The sequence below is a fragment of the Cobetia crustatorum genome (genome assembly GCF_000591415.1).
GTDB lineage: Bacteria > Pseudomonadota > Gammaproteobacteria > Pseudomonadales > Halomonadaceae > Cobetia > Cobetia crustatorum.
This window is the reverse complement of record NZ_JEMF01000016.1, coordinates 116,969-137,864: the sequence shown is the minus strand read 5'-3', so window position 1 is coordinate 137,864 and position 20,896 is coordinate 116,969. Positions and strand designations below refer to the sequence as shown.

Annotated in this window: 14 protein-coding genes and 3 pseudogenes; 8 read left to right on the top strand and 9 right to left on the bottom strand. The window is 50.9% G+C overall.

Annotation, left to right across the window (positions count from 1 at the left end; genetic code table 11):
* Positions 1 to 114: 114 nt before the first annotated feature.
* Both BF12_RS0104000 and ppk2 read left to right on the top strand, forming a co-directional pair.
* Entirely contained in the window at positions 115 to 825 is a 711-nt protein-coding gene (locus tag BF12_RS0104000; RefSeq protein ID WP_084487961.1) for an arylesterase, read from the top strand.
* A 137-nt stretch (positions 826 to 962) separates the two neighbouring features.
* Positions 963 to 1,865, top strand: a complete 903-nt coding sequence (gene ppk2 / locus BF12_RS18600) for a polyphosphate kinase 2 (protein ID WP_024951150.1) — start codon at positions 963 to 965, stop codon at positions 1,863 to 1,865.
* Between the two features lie 18 nt (positions 1,866 to 1,883).
* Here the strand turns inward: ppk2 and BF12_RS18595 are convergent.
* Positions 1,884 to 2,796, bottom strand: a pseudogene (locus tag BF12_RS18595) (DMT family transporter).
* Between the two features lie 136 nt (positions 2,797 to 2,932).
* On the opposite strand from BF12_RS18595, the gene BF12_RS0103985 reads away from it, so the two are divergent.
* Positions 2,933 to 3,943, top strand: coding sequence for a zinc transporter ZntB (locus BF12_RS0103985; protein ID WP_024951149.1), 1,011 nt, complete (start codon positions 2,933 to 2,935; stop codon positions 3,941 to 3,943).
* Between the two features lie 6 nt (positions 3,944 to 3,949).
* On the opposite strand, the gene BF12_RS0103980 is transcribed toward BF12_RS0103985, so the two are convergent.
* A complete protein-coding gene (locus tag BF12_RS0103980; RefSeq protein WP_024951148.1) occupies positions 3,950 to 4,282 on the bottom strand; it encodes an Rdx family protein in 333 nt (110 codons plus the stop codon).
* A gap of 155 nt (positions 4,283 to 4,437) precedes the next feature.
* Here BF12_RS0103980 and BF12_RS0103975 point away from each other — a divergent pair, with 155 nt between their 5' ends.
* The 4 genes and pseudogenes from BF12_RS0103975 (at position 4,438) to BF12_RS23675 (ending at position 8,853) form a co-directional block, all read left to right on the top strand.
* Positions 4,438 to 5,820 carry an MFS transporter gene (locus tag BF12_RS0103975; RefSeq protein WP_024951147.1) on the top strand — a complete coding sequence of 461 codons (1,383 nt, stop codon included), beginning with the start codon at positions 4,438 to 4,440 and terminating at the stop codon, positions 5,818 to 5,820.
* A 192-nt stretch (positions 5,821 to 6,012) separates the two neighbouring features.
* Positions 6,013 to 6,453 carry a PAS sensor domain-containing protein gene (locus tag BF12_RS0103970; protein ID WP_024951146.1) on the top strand — a complete coding sequence of 147 codons (441 nt, stop codon included), beginning with the start codon at positions 6,013 to 6,015 and terminating at the stop codon, positions 6,451 to 6,453.
* A gap of 260 nt (positions 6,454 to 6,713) precedes the next feature.
* Positions 6,714 to 6,959 (top strand): PA3496 family putative envelope integrity protein, encoded by a 246-nt coding sequence (locus BF12_RS0103965; RefSeq protein ID WP_024951145.1) that lies wholly within the window; start codon positions 6,714 to 6,716, stop codon positions 6,957 to 6,959.
* Between the two features lie 915 nt (positions 6,960 to 7,874).
* Positions 7,875 to 8,853 (top strand): annotated as a pseudogene (locus tag BF12_RS23675) (IS30 family transposase).
* A gap of 69 nt (positions 8,854 to 8,922) precedes the next feature.
* Here BF12_RS23675 and BF12_RS0103955 read toward each other — a convergent pair.
* From BF12_RS0103955 to BF12_RS0103945, 3 genes are read right to left on the bottom strand one after another with little or no spacing between them, the layout of a single operon-like run.
* Complete coding sequence (locus BF12_RS0103955; protein WP_024951143.1) at positions 8,923 to 11,913, bottom strand: AAA family ATPase; 2,991 nt, start codon at positions 11,911 to 11,913, stop codon at positions 8,923 to 8,925.
* Complete coding sequence (locus BF12_RS0103950; RefSeq protein WP_024951142.1) at positions 11,910 to 12,509, bottom strand: ABC-three component system middle component 1; 600 nt, start codon at positions 12,507 to 12,509, stop codon at positions 11,910 to 11,912. The genes BF12_RS0103955 and BF12_RS0103950 overlap by 4 nt, the downstream gene beginning before the upstream one ends.
* Position 12,510: 1 nt before the next feature.
* Entirely contained in the window at positions 12,511 to 14,418 is a 1,908-nt protein-coding gene (locus tag BF12_RS0103945; protein ID WP_024951141.1) for an ABC-three component system protein, read from the bottom strand.
* A gap of 442 nt (positions 14,419 to 14,860) precedes the next feature.
* Between BF12_RS0103945 and BF12_RS18585 the strand changes: the two are divergent.
* Positions 14,861 to 15,809, top strand: a pseudogene (locus tag BF12_RS18585) (DDE-type integrase/transposase/recombinase).
* A gap of 170 nt (positions 15,810 to 15,979) precedes the next feature.
* On the opposite strand, the gene BF12_RS0103935 reads toward BF12_RS18585, so the two are convergent.
* Genes BF12_RS0103935 through BF12_RS22305 form a run of 4 tightly spaced genes read right to left on the bottom strand, consistent with a single transcriptional unit; the run spans position 15,980 to position 20,884 of the window.
* Complete coding sequence (locus BF12_RS0103935) at positions 15,980 to 16,378, bottom strand: hypothetical protein (protein WP_024951140.1); 399 nt, start codon at positions 16,376 to 16,378, stop codon at positions 15,980 to 15,982.
* Positions 16,379 to 16,380: 2 nt separating this feature from the next.
* Entirely contained in the window at positions 16,381 to 18,594 is a 2,214-nt protein-coding gene (locus tag BF12_RS0103930) for a hypothetical protein (RefSeq protein WP_024951139.1), read from the bottom strand.
* On the bottom strand, positions 18,591 to 20,177 hold the full coding sequence (locus tag BF12_RS0103925; protein WP_024951138.1) for a tyrosine-type recombinase/integrase: 1,587 nt from the start codon (positions 20,175 to 20,177) through the stop codon (positions 18,591 to 18,593). Before BF12_RS0103925 ends, BF12_RS0103930 begins: the two co-directional genes overlap by 4 nt.
* Entirely contained in the window at positions 20,174 to 20,884 is a 711-nt protein-coding gene (locus BF12_RS22305) for a site-specific integrase (RefSeq protein WP_248623617.1), read from the bottom strand. Before BF12_RS22305 ends, BF12_RS0103925 begins: the two co-directional genes overlap by 4 nt.
* Between the last annotated feature and the right edge of the window lie 12 nt (positions 20,885 to 20,896).

Here is a 20,896-nt window from a genome sequence, read left to right as displayed (position 1 = left end):
CTGGCTCAAGAGATGATGATCGAAGATGGCAACCTGAAAGTGTATCTACCTACCTGCATACAATGTGTCTGAAAAGACAGCTCGGACAACGCCCGATGAAGACGGAGATGATCAATGCGAATACTGTTCGGATGGCACCTGGCCCGCGTGTACAGAAATACTCCCTCGCGCCGCCTTCTGCCGACGCTGAGAAAGACGCTCGCCCCCGCCATGTTGGTCAGCCTGTTGATGCTGAGCCCACAAGCCGCGTTTGCTACCGCTGAAGGTCCGTGGCTGGTGGTGGGCGATTCCATCTCGGCCGGGTATGGCATTGACAGCAGCCAAGGCTGGGTCGCACTGCTCGACGAGCGCCTCGACGAGGCTCTGGGCGAGGATGCACCGCAGGTCATCAATGCCAGCATCAGCGGCGACACCACCGAAGGTGGACTCAATCGTCTGCCAGCCCTGCTCGACAAACATCATCCGTCACTGGTGATGATCGAGCTGGGCGGCAACGATGGACTGCGCGGCCTACCTCCTACCCGCATGCAAGCCAATCTGGCCAGCATGCTGGAGTCGGTCAAGGATAGCGGCGCCCAACCGGTGCTACTGGGCATCGAGATACCGCCCAACTATGGCCCGGCCTATACCGATGCTTTCCGTCAGGTCTACCGCACGCTGGAAAGCGAATACTCGGTACCGCTGGTGCCCTTCATCCTCGAGGGCATTGCTACTGCGCCAGCCAGTCAAAAGCTGATGCAGCAAGACCGCATCCACCCCACCGCCAAGGCTCAACCGATGTTGCTGGATATCATCTGGCCAACACTGGAACCTCTCGCGGAATGATCATGCCTCATTGCCGAGCCGTCCATGCGCCATGCTGACAGCCTGCACGCACCAACCTTGCCGCGAGATGACAAGCAAGAGATGGCTATCTACTGCGTGTCGCGACCGTTTTGGCCTCCCCACCAGAGAGCAACGCCATGAGCAAAGCTGACAAGCACAAGAGCGACAAGAAAAACGACAAGAACACCAGCAACTCCAAGCAGAAAGACGTCCTCAAGGGCCCACGCATGACACTGGGGCCAGTCTCCAGTGATGCCTATCCCTATGACGAGCGCCTCAAACGCAAGCTCTACAAAGCCGAAAAGCGCGCGCTGCAGATCGAACTGCTCAAGGTCCAGCATTGGCTGCGCGACAGTGGTGAACGACTGGCCATCGTCTTTGAAGGTCGTGATGCTGCGGGCAAGGGCGGCACTATCAAACGCTTCATGGAGTACCTCAATCCCCGCTTTGCGCGCATCGTCGCATTGGACAAACCCAATGAGACGGAAAAGGGTCAGTGGTACTTCCAGCGCTATGTGACGCGCTTTCCGACCAGTGGCGAGATCGTGCTGTTCGATCGCAGCTGGTACAACCGTGCCGGCGTCGAGACGGTGATGGACTTCGCCACACAAGAGGAAGTCGAGCGCTTCCTCGTACAGGTGCCTCAACAGGAGCGTCTGTGGGTCGAAGACGGCCTGCACCTGGTAAAACTGTACTTCTCGGTATCCCGCGAAGAGCAATCCAATCGTTTTGCCAAGCGCGCCGCAGACCCGCTGACCCATTGGAAGCTATCACCGATGGACGCCGTGGCGCAGGAGAAGTGGGATGAGTACACCAATGCCGCCGAGGCCATGTTCGCGCGCACCCACAGCCGACACGCGCCCTGGACACTGATTCGTTCCGACGACAAACGCCGCGCCCGCATCGGCGCACTACGTCATGTGCTCAGTCAACTCGATTACCCCGGCAAGGACAGTAAGCTGATCGGCACACCGGATCCGCTGATCGTGGTGGATGCCGAGCGACTGATCCTGCCAGACGACGACAAGAAAAATGGCTAGATCTCTAACGATGTAGCTCTAGACTTCTAGCGGTGCGGGCGTTTTCTGTAACTGTTGCAGACCCAATCCGGCAAGTATCAGTATCAATCCAGCAAGGGTCGAGGTGAGGATTGGCTCTCCGACGATGAAGTGCAGCAGCGTCAGTGAGATGGGCGGTGACAGGAAGATCAGATTGGACACCTTGGCGGTGCGCGACACCTTGTGAACTGCCATTTGCCACAGCACGAAGCGATGCCCATCTCACACAGCCCGACATAGACGCCCGCCGCCAGCGCCTGCGGATTAGCACTCTCGCCGATGAAATTACCGAACCCCGGCCCTATCGCGACCAACACTGTCAGCACTGGCACCGCGACGCTGAAGTTTTGCCACTGAGCCACCAACGGCGCGCGCGCATCACGCGCATTCAGTAGCCAGTAAAGTGCCCATAATAACGTCGAGCCCAGCGCTAACCCGACACCTAGCGGATCAGCGAAGGCCACGTTGAACACCTCGCCACGGGTGGCGATGGTCCACACACCGGCGTAAGCGATCAGCCCTGCTGCGACATCGATTCGCGTCAGCCGCTGCGCCAGAATCGGTACCGCGAGAAAGGCCATCGCCAGCGCCAGGTATAATTCAGTGCCATGGCCTCTTGCCCCGGCAGGCGTGCATAGGCACCGAACAGCACCAGATAGTAGCCGACCGGATTCATCAACCCCGCCCATAGCGCCGTACGCCATCCTCCTCGCCACCCTGTCGTAAGCGCTTCACGCAACTTGCCCTGGCGCCACATCAGCACACCGATCAGCAGCCAGGAAACCAGCGCCGCCAACCACACCAGCTCCAGCGGCGTCATCTGCACCAATGCAAGCTTGAAGGCGGTCGCGACGGTCGACCACAAGCCAACCGCACCGAGCCCGTAAAGCATGGCTTCCCTGTCCTGACTCATGGCATCCTTCCTCACATTTCTGGTATTGCCTTCCTGGCAACGATAATGACAGCTGCCATGGCGCTCTGGCGACAAGCTCGAGCATGGCGCGCCCTGCCTACCGCTGCAAGCGGGGCCATTGAAAGGAATCTCGTGAATGACTCCTGTAACTGATCCGCAGGCACTACCTGCTCAAGACCCGCCCACTACAGCACTGGTTAGCGCCTATCGCCTCGATGGCAAGGGTGGCGGTACCTTGCTGGATGACGCCGAGTTACGCCGTGAATGGCAAAACCCCGAGGCCCTGATCTGGATGCACCTCGACTACACCCGTGGTGACGTCAACGACTACCTCGAGGGTATTGCCCAGTTGGATGACCCCAGCATCGAGGCGCTGACTGAACTGGATACCCGCCCTCGCGTGGCACGTTTCGGAGGAGGCATGGTCACGACGCTGCGCGGCATCAACCTCAATCCTGGTGCTGCACCGGAAGACTTACTCTCGCTGCGCCTGTGGATGAATCCAACACGACTGATCACCCTGCGTCGGCGCCCTTTTCAGTCAATAACCCAGGTACGTGAACAGCTTGAAGCGGGGCAAGGTGCCGAGAGTATCTCCTGGCTATTGGCGATGATCAGTGACGCACTGGTGGACCGCGTGGCTGAACTCAGCCATCGCCTCGATGAGCAGCTGGCCGTCATCGAGGAGGATCAGCTCAATGATGTGGATATTGATCCTGATGACATCACCCGCCTGCGCCGCCCGCTGATCACCTTGCGCCGTTTCATGGGCCCACAACGTGACTGCCTCGCCCAGCTCGCGCAGGGGCCGCTATGGATCGATGAGTCAGCACGGCTCGACCTTCGTGAGATTGCCAACCAGCTATCGCGCTATGTGGAAGATTTCCAGGCCATGCAAGAACGCGCGTTGATCATTCACGAGCAGCGCACGAGTGAACACAACGAGCAGCTCAACCAGCGCATGTATCTGCTGTCCGTCATCACTGCCGTCTTCCTGCCGCTGGGTTTTCTCACCGGCCTGCTAGGCGTCAATGTCGGCGGCATTCCCGGCAGCGATAGTCCGTGGGGCTTCACTATCTTCGCCGGCATGATTCTCGGCGTGGTGGCGATGCAGATGTGGCTGCTCAAGCGCAAGAAATGGTGGTGAAACCGTTCAAGACGAAGTGGTGCCCTGTTCGCGGCTGACACGGTCGATATGACCGAGATCGCGTTCAGGGTCGAGTACATCGCGCACACGCTGCTTGAGATCACGACTGTCAGGGAAGCCTCCCTCGCGCTTGCGCTCCCACAGTACCTGCCATTCGGTATCGGGAGATGCCTGACAGAGCACTTCGAAATGGCCGCCATGACTGGGCGCGAGGGCAACCTCGCCAAGGTCCTCCCCGAAGGTGGAGAGTAGCTCCTGTGCATACCAGGCGGCCCTCAACAGCCAGTTGCAGCCAGTGCAATAGTGAATACGAATCTTGAGAGTGGATGAGTGTTCCATGAGTGCATGCTTTCCTGTCGTTGGAAAATGGGGCGCTGCGCTCACTTCACTGCAGTGATACCGCAAGGTCAAGGCCCAGTTGCCAGCCCTGCACTGGGCATTGATTGACTGACGCATGATAATGGCGTCTCAGCCGTCAATCTGCGGAGCCTCTCATGCAAGACCCCTCGCCTGTTTCTGCTTCTGCTTCTTCTTCATCAAGTGCCGCACAGAGTCGCTTTTTCGAGCGTATGACGGGCGATGAAGACTCGCGCATATGCAAGGATATTTCTGAAGATGCCTGCCATCAGCAATCCGGCAACTTCATGCGTCACCTGCTGGCCTCGCTGGGCACCAAACTCGCCGACGAGCTGGCTAGCGCACGTCTGGTACTGCCGTGGCTATTGGGCCTGATCGGTGCACCGATATGGATGGTCGGCCTGCTGGTACCGATTCGAGAAGCCGGTGCCCTTCTGCCGCAATTGCTGGTGGCGGGGTTTATCCGCCCACTGCCTCAGCGCAAATGGGTGTGGGCCGCAGGGGCTACGTTACAAGCATTGATGGCGCTTGGATTGGTCATTCTCACTCTGCTGGCCGAAGGTGACTCACCATCTCGTCATGGCCTGGACGGCACCTTGGCAGGCAGCCTGATGCTGGTACTGCTGGTCATACTGTCTCTGGGACGTGGTGTGGCCTCGATCGCGACCAAGGATGTGCTGGGCAAGACGATCGCCAAGCAGCGCCGTGGCCGCTTGATGGGCTGGAGCGGCAGCGTGGCCGGTGCAATGACACTGATTGCGGGTGGGTCACTGATGCTGATGGGGCAGCAGCCCGGACAACAGGTGCTAGCCATCCTGATGACCATCGCCGCGCTAGGCTGGACACTCAATGCCGTGTGCGCTGCGCTGATTCAGGAAGATAGCGGCGCGACGGGCGGCGGCGCCAATGCTTGGGATACCGTGCGCGAAGGATTCAGCCTGCTCAAGCATGATGCCGCTTTCCGTAACTTCAATCTGGCCCGCGCTCTGCTGCTGTCCAGCGCATTGGCGCTGCCCTACATCGCTCTGCTGGGCCAGCAGCAAAGTGGCGAGAGCCTCGGCGGGTTGGGCGTACTGGTCGTGGTCTCCGGCCTTGCTGGCATGGTCGCGAGCCCTATCTGGGGCAAGCTTGCCGACACTTCCAGCCGACGTGTGATGCGCAATGCGGGTGCAGGCGCCGCGGCCTGCTGCGCCGTGGCCGGCAGCATGATGTGGTGGCCTGACACACTGTCCAACAATGTCTGGAGCTACGCACTGGTGTATGGCGCACTGGTAGTGGCGCATTCTGGCATCCGACTCGGTCGCAAGACCTATGTGGTCGACCTCGCCAGCGCCGATAATCGCGCGCTATATGTTGCACTCTCCAACACCTTGACCGGCGTGCTGATGTTGGTACTGGGACTGATGATCGGCGGGCTGGCACAATGGCTGGGCAGTGAATGGCTACTACTGATTCTGGCGGGTGTCGCTGCCTGCGCCGCTCTCTATGCCCAACGATTACCCGAGGTGGAAGATGATTGAGCCTGGCCGCGGCGCGCACGCCTGACAACGCCATCACATTAGCGGCTGTGATTGCATAAGCCACTGAGCCCCGCCATAGTAAACCCATCAAGGTGCTGCAAGGTTCAAAAGCACGGACAAGCGCCCATTTATCCAGTTTTCTCAGGCTCGGTCCTGGTGGCCGGGTCCTTCTGCCGCAAGGATCAGAGTCAGATGAAAAGACCTCACATGATCAGCCCCGAGCTGCTCGAGAGAGTCGTGAATGCCTCGGATGATGGCATCGTGGTGGCCGAGCAGGAAGGCGACGAGAACATCCTGATCTACGTCAATCAGGGCTTCGAACGTCTCACCGGTTACAGCGCCGACGAAGTGCTCTATCGCGACTGCCGCTTCTTGCAAAATGATGATCGCGATCAGCCACAACTGGATCGCGTGCGTGATGCACTACGCGAAAAGCGCCCATGCCGAGAGATCCTGCGCAACTACCGCAAGGATGGCAGCCTGTTCTGGAACGAGCTTTCCATGACGCCCGTCTTCGATGAACACGACAATCTGCAATATTTTATCGGGGTGCAGAAGGATGTCACCGACCTGATGACCGCCCATGAGGAGCTTGAGCGCCTGCGCGCCGCTCAAGGCATCAGCGCCGACTGAACACGTAGGCATTACACGCAGGCATTGATATATGACAACGCCCACCCTTTGGTGCGTTGTCATATCCACTCATCATGATCGAAGCCGATAGCGCATTTATAGCCGAGTCTGTACATGCGACGAGAACCCACATCTCACGTGAAAGACTTGTCATCGTCTGCCGTGGACGCTATATAGCGAATGAGCCCTCGGCACGATGCCGGCGGCGGTGTCTGACGCCTGTCGTTGGGCAGCCTGTTTCATGATCGGGAGGTCCGCCCATGGCCCGCGAGCAATTCCTCGACGATATTGATGCCACCGCATTGTCCGAAGATGTCCCAAGTGAGGCCGATTTAGAGCTTCCCATCACCCGCGCTCAGAGCAAGTCCGCACGCAGCGACTCTCGCCAACGCCTGGAAGCACTGATGGAGGAGCGCGCATTGGCACGCGCCATCCGTGAAGGCTGGGATGAAGAAGCGGACGATGAAGAAGTGCTGGACGCCACTGATTGGGGCGAAGAGGAATAATTTCCTTTTCTGGCAGCGTTTGATGCGGTGCTTTCATCGATAAAGGCAAGTGATGAAGGGAATGACATACATGCTACTCGACTGGTCAAGCGTGTCGGCGGGCACTATCATCAGCGCGTCATTCCATTCTCCAACCTAATTGGAATTCCATGGCGCAATCAGCCGATCTACCCCATAAATTTTTCGTTAACTTTTGTGGGTGGGGGGTGTTAGACCATAGATTAAAGAGCCTTAGGGTTGGTTACACAGGAATTTTGAGCTCGAAATCTATAGAAAATCAGTATTTTTGTTAACTTAGACACCCCCAGGGTGACTTATATCTCAAAACTTAACTTTTTGACATCCGATTCAAAAACAAGTGACATAGGTTATAATGTCATTAGTATGTACTGCAGCGTAGTAACCATCTCCTTGTCTAGAGTCGTCAAAGCTATAATTTCAAAACCAATTCCGCGCATCATTCTCGCACTTACAACAAGCAAAATAGTTGATTTTATTCATGTCGCCAGTTACGAATTCATCACGATTCTGGCATGCAACTGCCTTCCGTCCTCTATCAAAACAAGATACACAACTCCATAGCCCATCGATAAAGAATACCCAGGGTCTTTTTTCATACTGACAATTATGACAACCTGCAATATACGCTTGCCCTAGGTCACACCCACCATCTCCCTCGGTATATTTTATTCTACAAAAGTCGATAACAAAGCTACTCAGCGCTATGACTCGAATGAGGATTTAGAACAGATACTCGGGGTGGTATTGCAAATATTTCTCGAAAGCACTACACCGCAGGGCACCTATTGCATTAATGAAAGAGTGGCTGGCCGAACGACTAGAGCTGTTTACTTAGGCTGTAATCAATTAGACGAAACCCGACACAACTCGTGACCCATCAGGTACGGTGTTGCTATGAACCACTGCTATCGCCATCTTTCTGCTGAAGACCGAGCCGATATCATGATGATGGAAGCGAATCACTCGCCCCGAGCTATCGTCCATCATCTGGGCCGCAAGTCGAGTATCGTGTCGCTAGAAATCGCTCGCCACTCCATCCATGGCTACGATGACAGCCTCGTAGGCTACCAGGCTCGCATAACACACCATCGGCCCCGTAGGCGCCCCAAACTTCACTCTGACGGGGAGTTGTTTGAATGTTGCGGTCCATATGCTGCGCAACTAGTCACCGCGTCAGATAACCCGCACACTAAAGCGCATGTCTCCCTACGATTCACGTCGACAAGTCTCGCACGAGGCCATCTATAACGCGGTCTATGTGATGCCCCTCGGTAGCCGCCTGCCTGCGACAAGGCAACGGCAAACGCCGGCCACGAAGTCGTGGAACAGATCGCCACAACTAGATCCCCGATCTGATCAGCATCCACGCGCGACTGCCTGAGGTCGAAGATCGCTTAAGGCCTGGCCACTATGAGCGATCTCATCATCGGCGCCAACAATCGCGCTGCCGTCGGTACGCTGGTCGAATGCACCACGCGATTGGTTACTCTGGCAAAAGTGGATGGCACCACCGCAGCGGCCGTTGGCTCCAGCTACAAGCTAAACGAGGTGCCGCGATTAATGCGCTTGTCCATGATCTACAATCAAGGCAGAGAGATGGTGAAACATTCCGAGATCACCCAGAAGACCGGCACGACGATCTACTTTGCTGCCCCGCATAGCTCCTGAGCGAGGTTCGAACGAGAAAACCAACGGACTGTTGCGTCAGTATTTGCCAAAGGGCACGGATCTCTCCGTCTACAGCCAGGCAGAGCTCGACGAGATCGCCGACTCACTGAACACACGGGCTCACCAGACAATAGATTGGCGATCTCCACAGGAAGTCTACGCCGAGGTACTCAAGAACTACCTCGGCGGTCCGAGCCCCCCTTAATAGCATTGCACTTGGAACTTGAGACCGCCCAGTCTAGAACTGAAAGAGCCACTATCATTTCCGAAAGGGCTAACTTCTACCCGGCCATGGACTTTCTGAGGCAATAACGCCCTCAGGGGTTGGAGCGAGAGACCATATGCGAGCTTCGATCCCGTCATTTTGTAACTTACGCATGAAGTAACGAGCTTGAAGAGCGTCATGGGTTGCAATTACGACCTGGAAACCATGATCGACAATATAATCACGAAGCACATCGAATACTGAAGCTGCATGTACCAAGTCATGATGTTGGGTTGGGTCGTCTAGAAGCAGACCACGCCAGGGAGACCATGAATGATCCAGTGCCATTGACAGCAGAAAAGTCAGTTGCAAATCCGTCAGCTGAGCCTCACTAGCTATCGCCGGCACTGGAACTGACTCCCCATGTAGTGGTACCGATACCTTAGCTCGTTCCTTTCTATAGGAACTGCGTAAATCCAGATTAGTCTCGGTAAAACGTTGTTCTCTAACTACTCGCTTTAAGAGCGCCTGCCATCGCGGAACCACAGATAGCACGTATTGTTGAACATTAGCAATTTCTTTTCCTAGAGACTTATCGAGCGTGTCCATGGCACCGGATAGCTGCAATAGATGCTCTTGGCTCGATTTTTCTTGCTCCATTAGCTGACGAAGATTGTTAGTAAATTCAGCCTCCGATAACTCGCCCCGCCTACGATCAAGGATACTCTGAGCGAGGCGTGCCTGCTCCAATTTGCGCCAAGCACCAATTTCAATTTTAATAGTTTGTAGTGTTTCTGTGTGCCGAGCCAGATCGGTGACAACAGACTGCAACTGAGCCTCTCGACTCCTCGCAACCTCAGTAGTTGGATCACCAGAAAATGCTAGTTGGCGCCAGGATGCTCGAACATCATCAAGTCGAGATTGGACATAAGATAAGTCTTTTTCCAGATCAGAGATCCTATTCATAACTTCGATCAGTTGAGCCTTCTTCCGCCCCGAAGCAGACTCCTCTGCCGTCAGATTAGCGATGAGCTCTGCGATCTTTTTAGCATTTTGATTTTGCGCAAAGGATAACTCTTCAAGCGTTTTTTCTGGCGGAGTGTCTGTAGTGAACGCTGCCAATGCCGCGGTCGCCTGCTCGAGCCTGCTGCTAGCATGTGCTCGGCCCTGCTGCGCGGAATCTAATGAACGAATAGCCGAATCGTAGGCGTTTTTGGTCTGCTCAAAGACATCATGGCCTAGTGGCGGCGCAAGATTACGTTGTTTCTCATCGAGCTGGAGCTTGGCTACTACATTTGCATCTTCACGGTACTGTATCGACTCTCTCGCAAGTGTTACTGTATCTCCGTCGAGCAAAGAGTTATTTCTGAAGTGGTTAATTTCTTCATCTAAGTTTTTCTGCTGAGAATAAAGCTCAGCAATTCTGTCCTTGCATGAGCTCAATTCTGATTCTATATGTGTTACTTCTTCTACACATTTGCGCAAAGTATCTGTTGCTTTCTTGCTCCGTCGTTCAGCGTCAAGAACATTAGGGTCGATAGCCTCCAACGCCTTAGCTACACGTTCATGTAGAACTACGTCTCCGTGCTCTTCGCCACATAAGGGGCAGTCACCGCGATCGCTTGGTAGGTGAGCCGCAATGGACGCCACGGCTTGCCGTATCGAATCAGCAGCCGAGGTCAAACTCTCGTGGTGGCTCTTCGCGGCCAGAACCTCAGTTTCAGCCGATACTCTTAACGAAACCGAGGCTCGGAGACGTTCTTGAAGGACATTTTCTTTCGCCTCTTCACTACTGATGGAGCCCTGGACATCTGCGTCCTGCTGAAGCGTCTGTTCCCAGCGATCCAAAAGTTTATAAGCATTGAGAAGCTCCTCATCTTTTTGTAGCAACGCCTTGCGTTGTTTCTCGATGAACTCATGCTGTATGCCGAGCTGCTCATTGTATTCATGCTCGCTACGTAAAATAGCAACCTGGGACTCAGCACTGGCAAGAACCTTGTCAGCGGTCTCCAGTAGATGCTTACGTTGATCCACAGCCTCCTTAGCCTGGGTCTCATTTACGTACCATTCGATCTGCTGAGCGATGGCATCACGCTCACCTTCTGCAGTGACCAACTCCTTCTGGAGTTTCTCATGATGTGCAGCTACTGTGGCTCGCTCCTGTTTCTTCTGTTCAAGCTCATGCGTAGCAGTAACAAGTTCGTTACCAAGCTTCTCCGAACGTGCTTGCTCAGAAACGAACTGAGCTATGATGCCATCAACCTTAGTCAACGCCGTAATTTGCTCACGAAGCTGGTCTAGCTTAGCTTGCACCAATTGCTCCAATGCATCGTGTAACGCTTCCAAGCCATTTTGGTCCAACGGCTGCATCAGTAGACCTGCCGGTAACTGTTCGAAGCTTTTAGTCTGACGAGCAATACCTGAAATGGAGTCAGCGATATGCTCTTTGCTACGAAGTGACTCTTGGGACTGAGAAGCAGCTAGATCACGCTCACGAGTCAAGCTTAGCCATTCCTCAAACTCGGCTTCAAGTGTTTCGATAGCTTTCTTAGCTTGTTTCAGTTGCTCTGTAAGTGCGCGACGAATGCCGACAAGGGCAGAACTCACCTGGCTGCCATCCTTACCAATCGGCAACCGAGCTAATTGAGAGCCTGCAACTTTGGCATCTGCCTTTACCAGCCATTCCGCCTCATGTTGATCAAGCAAATGGGTAAGTCTAAGCAGGAACGGTATGTCTTCAGGTAATACATCTGGAAAAAGAGAGCTTAAGTCGCCCCATCTCTCAATTTTACCAATGTTACTCACCTGAGAAGTGGCCTGCATGTCACCGAAATCTAGGCTCACTCGAGCCATGGTTTGAGTGTCTCGAATGATTGGAGAAAGGTTTTCGCCTAGTCGAGAAATCTTGCCGGTGAGGCCGAACTCGATAGCTTCGAATACGGACGTCTTTCCAGTACCATTCGGAGCCAGAAGAATAGTTGCACCCGGACTAATTTCAATAGTGGTATCGGAGCCAAATCTACGGATGTTGGAAAGCGTAATAGACTTCAACTGCTTCATTGGGATTCCTCGTCACTAAACGCCGAAATTTTCAGGTCTTCAGCAATATCACCACCCGATTTTCCAGACAGCAGTAATTCTCGCCATGTATCCAAGTGCGGCACCACCCATGAATGCTCTCGGCCCAGTGAACTCAAAGACGCTAAAAGTGGATCACTGATGGTGTCTGAACGACCTATAGGCGAAAGTATCGCTAAGAAACTACGGTCTAGAAAAGAGTCAACATCTTCCGGCTCTCGAGCAACTATCTTTCTACAGAAGCGATCATCAGCCTCAAGACGTGCCGCGTCTTCTTGAGATATGCTCTCGATGAGCATAAACATGTACAGGTCGGCTATTTGTGGCTCTGGAAGCAAGTCACGGATATCCGCACCCCATCGAAACGCGCTTTGGATCTTTGCCAAATCGAAGGGAAAGGCTGCTATCAATACTGTTCGCCAACCCGCACCTTCATTACCGATACGTTTTAGTTGCACCGTAGCGGAGTCAACGTCATTCGGCGGCAATGCAAATCCAAATGTATCAGGTATATTAACTTCATAGCGACCTTCGGCACGCTTCAAGATTGCCTCAGTCATCTCCGAGATTTTTAGCATTTCAGGTTCCTTTCGCATTCGTCTCGATGGCTGACTGTCGGGCACGCAGTCGATCTTGCGATTGCTGGATAAAGTGTTTTTGGACAGAGGCCAAAGTGCCCCTACGCAGGTGCTGAAAAACCCTAGACCGTGTAACGAGAAGATACGGCTGGCGTTCGGCCGCCATACTAGTAGCCGTCTCAGCGTCATCAGCCATCCCTATGTTCAAGAGCTCTGAAGGAGAAGCACTCACGCCTGACAGAATTACAATAGGTGCTGGGGAAGGGCCGGTAACCGATGTCAAATGATCATCAGACAGTTCACGGACTTCTGGAGCGTGGCCTACGGGGCCAGACCAGTATTTAATGGCGATACTCAGTACCTGCCTACAATCCGGGAAAGAAGCCCAGTTGGTACCGTTTCCAGCAACCCCCACTGCAACCAACAGCAGAGTTTCAACTGCAGTGACCAGAAGCTCTAAGGTGCGGGGCCCCAATCGAAGCGCGTGCTTCGGATTTTTCCCTTCTGTCTCTGGATACAGAAGTTGTTCTAGGAATTTTCGACGGCTTTTTGAATTGCTATTAAAATCCGCTAACCAACTTAGCCAAACATTTTCCATGGCTTCAGCAAGGTCTATATCAGTAATGCGCGTAAACTTATCAGTAACGCTCTCTATGAGACGTTGCCATACGAGCTCGTCCATAGCGTTTGCGAGCGCCTCAGCTTCTTTCCGGATCGCGACTTGTGTCTCGAACTTATGATCCAAAGTACATGCAAGACGCTCCGGGTTTTCGAGCCACGGGAGGTTTTTTAGGTCACTCTCCCCACAACCGAGTGTGTGCCCGACTTCATAACCGACGCTATCGCGCCATGTGGATTCGCCTAGCATTAGACCCTGGCTGCCATTAGGCAAGTGCAAAGCCATGCGCAGTATTGCTGATGAAAGAGTGAGATTTTCTCCAGAAGGGGGCGTGTACGGAGCGTATATCCTCAGCTTTCGACTTCTGAGCTCAGTGCTCCACATGTGCTCAACAACTCCCTGTGCAGTTCCAGGAGTCACTCCACCAAGATCATGAGTTCCCGCGAAAGTCCATGACTTGCCAATTAGCTGAGATTCATCACCTAAATGATATTGGGCCCAGGTTCCGATATCTGCGCGAAGCTCGTCCTTGAGCTCTTGCGCTACTGAATGGCAGTCCAAAGCTGATACATCAGATGTCTCGCTAGTGATGTAAGTTATGAGGCGTCCAAGAGTCCGTTGTGGATCGGAAAAGTGACGTCCGAGTGATTCAACGGCGCGTTGTTCCAGAGCCAAATCGTTGCCTACGCAGGCTATGGTGACTAGACGCAGAGTATCTCGAATCTGCTCCCAATCTTTAAAACCGCACCAAGTCGTTAACCATAGATAGTTTTGTTTAGTGGGACCGTCCTCGCGACTAGCAAGATCGTTCAGATCAAGGCCATCCTTACGACATAGTTCACACAGTTCCTCCAAATGATCGACTCTAAGGCCTTTTTTAATCTGCAAGTTCGTACTAACGAGGGTTAGCTGAAACTTACGATTAGGAAGGCTGTCAAAAGTACCTAATTCGGCGTGCTTAGCGAGACTAATGAATGCCTTATCAATGACTGAAGCCTTAGGCTCATTAGGGGCAGATCCGTCTTTTGTCACCTTGACTTTCTGTTTTGTCTTATCTGAATTCTGGGTGCAGAAATCTGTAGTTTGGCGTTTGATCTGCAGATACTCTAAGGAATCCGCAGAGTGGAGGATAACTACGTCATCCCATTCGTCAATACCACCCTTTTCAGCCCCGATTGAGAGTGAAGCGCGCCGTCCGTCAAGGAACTTATCAAGCATATCCGATAAGCGCTGAGCAATAACTAGCTTCTCATATTGAGACTTCCGCTCCAACCGGAACCTTTTGATCATCCAAATTTCCCTTATTAAATAGCCACTAGTTTCCTAGATTCCTGTAATGATCTTATAAGGCACAGGACATCACCCAACAACTCCCAATTGAACCCTTAAAGGAACCTCATGTCCAGATAAGTTATCTATCTTCCGGAAAAAAAGTTGGAAATTCCAGTTCTATCATACTATTGACACCGATATTGAAAACAGATTCATCGTCATAACGAAACAACTCATGATGATGGGTATGAATGATCAACCTCATCCCCAAATCAATGAGTCCATACACTTACAGTCCGCCCAAAATAGGTTAACTGTAGGGTCTCGGATGTTCAATTGACGAAAAGGAGCTATCCTTTGATTGCTGCTAGAGGACTTCTTCGTCAGTTCATTTAGGAGCATCGAGATGGACATCAAGCTTCATAAGCAAGCTACTACCACACCCAAGATTCGTGCCTAGATCCAGGCCGCTCCTGCCCACATCCCGGACACGATATTGGCGGAGCGCTCTGGCGTGAGCGATATGACCATCCGCCGGTGGCTACATCGAGACGACGTATATGATCGTCCTCACACGCGTCATAACCTCCTGGCCACTCTCAACAGGGAGCAGGAAGAAGTGCTCATCGCTGCCAGAACGTTCCTTCGCCTGGGGCTGGATAAACTCCTCGTGGTGGCTCGTGAGTTTCTTCATCTGCCCCTTTCTCGCGCTGCCTTGCACCGGATGCTGAAAAGGTGGCAGGTGCCGGCGCTTGCTGAACTGGTACGCCAGGACCAGGAAGACAACAAGCAGGCTCCCAAGGCCTTTCGGGACTACGAGCCAGGCTACCTGCACAACGACATCAAGTACCTGCCGCAGATGCCCTATGAGACCCAACGACGATACCTGTTCGTGGCCATCGACCGCGCCACGCTATGGGTCTATCTTGAGGTGCGCTCCAGCAAGTCAGCGAAAGACGCAGAGGCGTTCTTCCATCGCGTTATCGACAAGATGCCGTTCAAGGTTCAGAAGGTGCTGACAAACAATGGGAAGTGTTTCACCGGTCGTTTTACGTCGGGCGGTGAACAGAAGCCGACAGGGGCCATCTCTTCGACAAGGCCTGTGTACAGCATCATGTGGAGCACCGGCTCATACGTCCGGGGCACCCCCAAACCAACGGGATGGTCGAGCGCTTCAATGGCCGTATCAGCGATGTGCTGGCGACTCGGCGCTACGAATCAAGGGAGGGCCTGGAACAGACACTCAAGCATTACTGTTGGCTCTACAATCACTGCATCCAGTAGAAGGCATTACATCATCAGGCAACGATATTAGCCATGAAAGATTGGCAAAAAAGCGGCCCGAGATTTTTCACAGGCAGGTAATCAATCACACGGGACCCGACAGCAATACACCAGCTATAAACTAGCCTGAAAAATAAAAAAGAAAATTTTACCTCATCCTTCAACTATGTTTTTAATTAAATTGTAAGCTATATATTTTTCTTCAACTGTAAAGGACAAAAAACTCCATCACCAACCCATATCAACCAATTATTCGTTAACAAAAATTATCCTAAAATAGGATGACCAACCCCACTTAGGTTCGCTTTTGAAGCTGAGATACTGGCTGCTCAAGCATCGATTGTGATACACCATACATATCAGCGTTTGCCTGCCACGTTAGGAATAACGCATGCATATCTTGGAGAGCACTCTTAAGCTTTCGATTATTCTTGGTCAACTCTTCAATTCGCTCATTCGCCTTTTGGATGTCGTTAACCCAACCCGCCTTTTCTATTGGAGCCTTCAATGCCACTTTACGGTTTTTCATCGCCATATTAACCGCAGGTAGCTTCATCAGAGACTGACGAGCACGGCTGATATCTAGCTTTTCTTTGCATGCCTCCACGAGTAAGGGCCAAGTGAGTTTTTGCTCCGGCCAACCCTCAACTAATTTAATAATACGCTGTACGTCCTTTTGCGTCAAATGCCCCATTATTACACCTCTATATTATTTAGTATTTTACTCAATTCATCTAATGACAGCAGTCCCTGTCGATTATTTTTTTCTTCGAAAACTTTGATATCGATTAGTCCTGCCATTGCCACAGCATTATTTGTCAGTGTCCAACCATTATCGATGTTCCAGACGATATCGCCCTTTTCGAGTTCAGGATTCTCTAAGGTTCGGATCAACGCGTCGCACTTATAGAGATCCATACCAACTTTTTTAACCCACTCTAAGGCCCCAAAAATATCGCTAGACAATGCAGAAAGCGCTTTATCGTAGCGGTATTTAAGATATCTACGCTCTTCTTTAAGATTTTCAATCTTCACATCATCACCTTTCACGCAGCCGAGTAGAGCACAGCTTAAGCAGGCTCCCATTTTTGGACAAGGTTCAGACGCAAAATTATGTATGCAGATACCAATGTGAGTCTGATGAATGATCCGGTCCTGGTCGTCCCTATACAGATCTCTCACATCACTGAGGTGCAAGGGTTTATTTGTTTTTAATTTCTCTAGTCGCTGAGCTGCATTACTATAGTTCGTCTTAGGATGGTATTGTGTGACTCTTTGAGTGCGTTCCTCGATAGTCTCATGGTTGTAAATCGAGCCCATAGAAGTTCGTCCAGAAAATGCATCGATCAATAGTTGTGAAAGACCTGCCCGATGCATTTCAGTATTAAGCTCGTGACGAAAGGCGTGAGTTTTCACCTTAACACCCTGATATCCATATCGCTCGAATATACTCTGTGTATTTTGGGCGCCTCCTAATTGTCCTGTCATTCGGTCTTGGTTAGCTGCAATCTCTACTCCAAAATCACGTTGTGTTGCGAATGCATTCTTTGTCTCATTGGGCAGACTGCCTGTCCGAACTGTGAACAACGCGTCACGGTAGGCCACACGCTGCTTCCCATCTACTACAGGTGAGGTGTATGGAAAGTCTTTAGATAAATATTTTTCACGCATTAACACATTGAGCTTTCTCAAAGTAATAACAGCTTTATCGTTAAAATCGTAATGGTCAAGCTTTCCATTCACATAAACTCGTTTCCCATTACTGGTATCCCATCCTGCTTTGATCTCATCAAATATAGCCTGCGCCTCGGGACTCATTGCTTTGTATTTGGCTAAAGGCTCAAGCCACAAGGTATCAAATGTTTTCCGATACGATTTCTGCTTACTTCGCGTAAGTTTAAGCGCCATACAAGCTTCATGATATGAAAGCGGTTCGTCTTGCTTTTTAAAACGTATATTATCATGCAGTGGAAATTCATTGGGATGATCTTCGAGCCATGCTGCATACTTACGTGCCTCATTAGTCATCGATACCAGCTGCTTAATGACATGCCCCACTGGTAATTCCATACCCGCCATAACAGGCTTAATCGTCGCTCCATAACCTTTCTCTGCGTACCATCGCAGAAACATGCGCTGATTACCTTCAACATCTTCTTTAAACAACACACAATCGTGCTCCACATCGGCTAATTCACCGATACGACTAGGTTGACTAAGTAATAGGACACATGCTGAAATAGTCACAACATCTAGAGGGCTGGTCATATTATTATTATAAAGTTCACCTAAGGCTAGAATAGACTCACGGCTCGGCATTTTTGTGTCGCTATTATTTTTCTGTTCTTTAAGCGTGCCCAAGTGTTTCATCTTCAATGGCGAAGTCCATCGAAAGGATGTATCTAGCAATGACTTATCTATCATTAATCGAATTAAACTTTCAAGTTTTTTACTGAATTTGTATGCAACATCGCCACTAGGATATTTATTTTTTAGGTGCTCACAGGTCCTATTGCAGATAGCAGCTGATACTTTTGTTACGTCACTTTTTCCGGACAATTCGACCAGTGCAACCTCTAGAACTTTAGCAACTGATAGCCAGTCCTTCACTGAACTTTTTCCTCTAAATACTCTATAATATACTATTAGCGCCTTTACAAAATCTACAAATGGAGGCTGCATATATATTTTGTTCTTCGCCTTCGCATTTTTAGGTGAACCATGCGCAGTAAAAGCACAACTGGCAATTCCAGACTTATGCCATGAGTCCATATCCCACCGTATCCCCGCGTGAACCCGATTATTAGATATACCCTTAGGTAAGATGTCTTTCGCCCATAAGATAAAGGCATCTAATTGTGCGGTGGCTTTAAGGTAGCTCTGAGGTTTAAAGTCAATAATATTATTCATACATCATTACTGCCTTCATTGTCTGACTTACATAGCTCATTGCAATCGATAATTATCATGCGGCATGCCAGAATGGCACGGTCCCAAAGCACGCCTGTCGTTTTATCGGTGGCAATAGTTTGCGCTCGACGATGCTCCAGCCGTTCAAGTGCAGCGCTGTGATCCGCGTCTAGGAGTGGCTGAAATTTACTGCACCCGTAACAAGTAAAAGGCGCGTCTAAATGACATGCTGTATCTGCACCACAGACTGCCAAATCCTCAATTTGGCGGTCCGCTCGATCCCCATTTTTAGCTGAAGCACGATCTGTCACGATAGTACCCGTGAAAGCTCTGACAACCAGCGCAAGATGATCATTCATTTTCTCATCAATCAATTTCATTAGCTCAGCCGATACCGCTCTGTATTTCCGGACGGTACGTGTATTAGAATGCATTAATGCACTAGCTATCGTCCATTCATCTAGTCCTGCGTTCGAAAGATCGGTACCGAGCGTATGCCTGAAGCGATGACCTCTACTGATTTTAATAGGCTGGTGCGTTCGAGAAGAAATGGGGAAACCTGGCATATTCTCCATTTGAAAAAGCCAGTATCTTATAACTCCACCGGCAACATGGAATTTTGTCTGTGGTGAATCCTCTAATAAATGTTGATTGGGCATATCAACTATTACAGATGCTTTATTCTTGTTATTTTTATAATCAGTCTTGCGACGAAAAAGCGGTACATGCTTAATCGCTTTATCCCAATCGGCTCGCACAGGATATTCCTGCTTAAGCTGAAAGAGAATAATTGATCGATAAACCTGCACAACTTTATAAAGATCTTTATCTAAGTTAAAGGTCTCAGGCCTCATCCTCCATCCTGCATCATCGCCTCTCTGCTTTGCCCGAAAAAGTCGAATTTGGTAACCCCTCTCTGCTTGAATAAAATCATCAAAGACCATCATGCGTAGTTGCGTACCACGCTGACCATAGATCATAGCTAGGCGCAAATAGAGGTAGCGCTCAATATCTAAATGACCATGACAGAATTGCTCATGTGCCCACTGATGTAGAGCGTTCTGCTCCACCTGCGTGAATGGACCCTGTTCAGGATCTAATCGTAAGATGACATCATTCTTGACCCTCTTCTTTCTTGGTAGCGCGTCATAAGCATTAATTAGAACTTGAGATGGTCGTTGTTCAAGCGACTCACACTCCTGCCAAAATCTCATGAAACCGATAAGTGTAGAAAACTCTCCCATAGTAAAACGCTCTCGCAAATCGATCAGATGAAACTCATCGAGAGGATCTAGCTCATCCTGAGCCGCGCGCGAAAGAATTGAAGTAGTGAATCCAATAGTTCCCTGTGATAACTCTGCCATGCGATAGGCCAATGCGGCATGTAACCAAGGTTGCCAGTCGGGTGAAACACTAGCAATTGCCGCTTGCCAATTAATCGAGCTGCGAGATGACCTATCAGGCCACCACATCGGTTCAGAGGGAGTAAAAAATTCACCACATTTAGCGATTCGAGGTGTGTTCAACCAGGTACCGAGAGAATCTTGTGTAGGTGACGAAAGAGCTGAAACTGAAATTTTCATTTTATGTATCCCTTATAGATTGCAGTTTCAACTCTCTCTCTAATCACTTTGAATTTCTCAGCGCGCTTTGTCATCGCCTTATCTGCCTCTTCTTTCCAGAACTTCGCCCCATAGAGACTCGGCATATTAGAATTAGGACTCCATCCAAACATCCAAGTGAGTGTCTTCTGAACTTGAGTTGCACGGTCTTCCGGCGTCAGCTTCTCAAGCTCTTCATTCATGCTTTCAAGCATCGTGTAGACCGAATCATGCCTCAATATATGAGGATGAATGTGAGCCAACTCAGGCGCCACCTTGCCTACTCGAGGAAAAATACCATCTAGCGCTTTGATGCTTAAAGGTTGACCTTCATTTCGTCTATGTGCTACGAGCAAGAATGGATGATTTCTTGCTTGTGATGAGCCTGTCTGGATATATCTGTACCGAAGTTTCGACTCGTATTGACTAATCGCTTCATAGAGGTCATCGCTCATTACCAGCACTCGCTCATGCGTTTTGAATTGTGGAGCCATAGTTCGTGGATCCATATTTTCATCTTCTAGATTGACTACTGATAACTGGCGACTATGCCACTGGATATCGCTGACTTTGATTAAGAGCATTTCGGAGCGACGCAGTCCCATATCAAGACCCAAGAGCAATATTATATAGTTACGCATTTTAATTGATTTATCCGAGAACGGATTTTCGGCACTGTCCGGATGCATAATTTGCAATAG

Bases quoted from the DNA above. Each gene is read 5' to 3' on its own strand.
- BF12_RS0104000 (WP_084487961.1), top strand. From the start codon at position 115: ATGCGAATACTGTTCGGATGGCACCTGGCCCGCGTGTACAGAAATACT.
- ppk2 (WP_024951150.1), top strand. From the start codon at position 963: ATGAGCAAAGCTGACAAGCACAAGAGCGACAAGAAAAACGACAAGAAC.
- BF12_RS0103985 (WP_024951149.1), top strand. From the start codon at position 2,933: ATGACTCCTGTAACTGATCCGCAGGCACTACCTGCTCAAGACCCGCCC.
- BF12_RS0103980 (WP_024951148.1), bottom strand. From the start codon at position 4,282: ATGGAACACTCATCCACTCTCAAGATTCGTATTCACTATTGCACTGGC.
- BF12_RS0103975 (WP_024951147.1), top strand. From the start codon at position 4,438: ATGCAAGACCCCTCGCCTGTTTCTGCTTCTGCTTCTTCTTCATCAAGT.
- BF12_RS0103970 (WP_024951146.1), top strand. From the start codon at position 6,013: ATGAAAAGACCTCACATGATCAGCCCCGAGCTGCTCGAGAGAGTCGTG.
- BF12_RS0103965 (WP_024951145.1), top strand. From the start codon at position 6,714: ATGGCCCGCGAGCAATTCCTCGACGATATTGATGCCACCGCATTGTCC.
- BF12_RS0103955 (WP_024951143.1), bottom strand. From the start codon at position 11,913: ATGAAGCAGTTGAAGTCTATTACGCTTTCCAACATCCGTAGATTTGGC.
- BF12_RS0103950 (WP_024951142.1), bottom strand. From the start codon at position 12,509: ATGCTAAAAATCTCGGAGATGACTGAGGCAATCTTGAAGCGTGCCGAA.
- BF12_RS0103945 (WP_024951141.1), bottom strand. From the start codon at position 14,418: ATGATCAAAAGGTTCCGGTTGGAGCGGAAGTCTCAATATGAGAAGCTA.
- BF12_RS0103935 (WP_024951140.1), bottom strand. From the start codon at position 16,378: ATGGGGCATTTGACGCAAAAGGACGTACAGCGTATTATTAAATTAGTT.
- BF12_RS0103930 (WP_024951139.1), bottom strand. From the start codon at position 18,594: ATGAATAATATTATTGACTTTAAACCTCAGAGCTACCTTAAAGCCACC.
- BF12_RS0103925 (WP_024951138.1), bottom strand. From the start codon at position 20,177: ATGAAAATTTCAGTTTCAGCTCTTTCGTCACCTACACAAGATTCTCTC.
- BF12_RS22305 (WP_248623617.1), bottom strand. From the start codon at position 20,884: ATGCATCCGGACAGTGCCGAAAATCCGTTCTCGGATAAATCAATTAAA.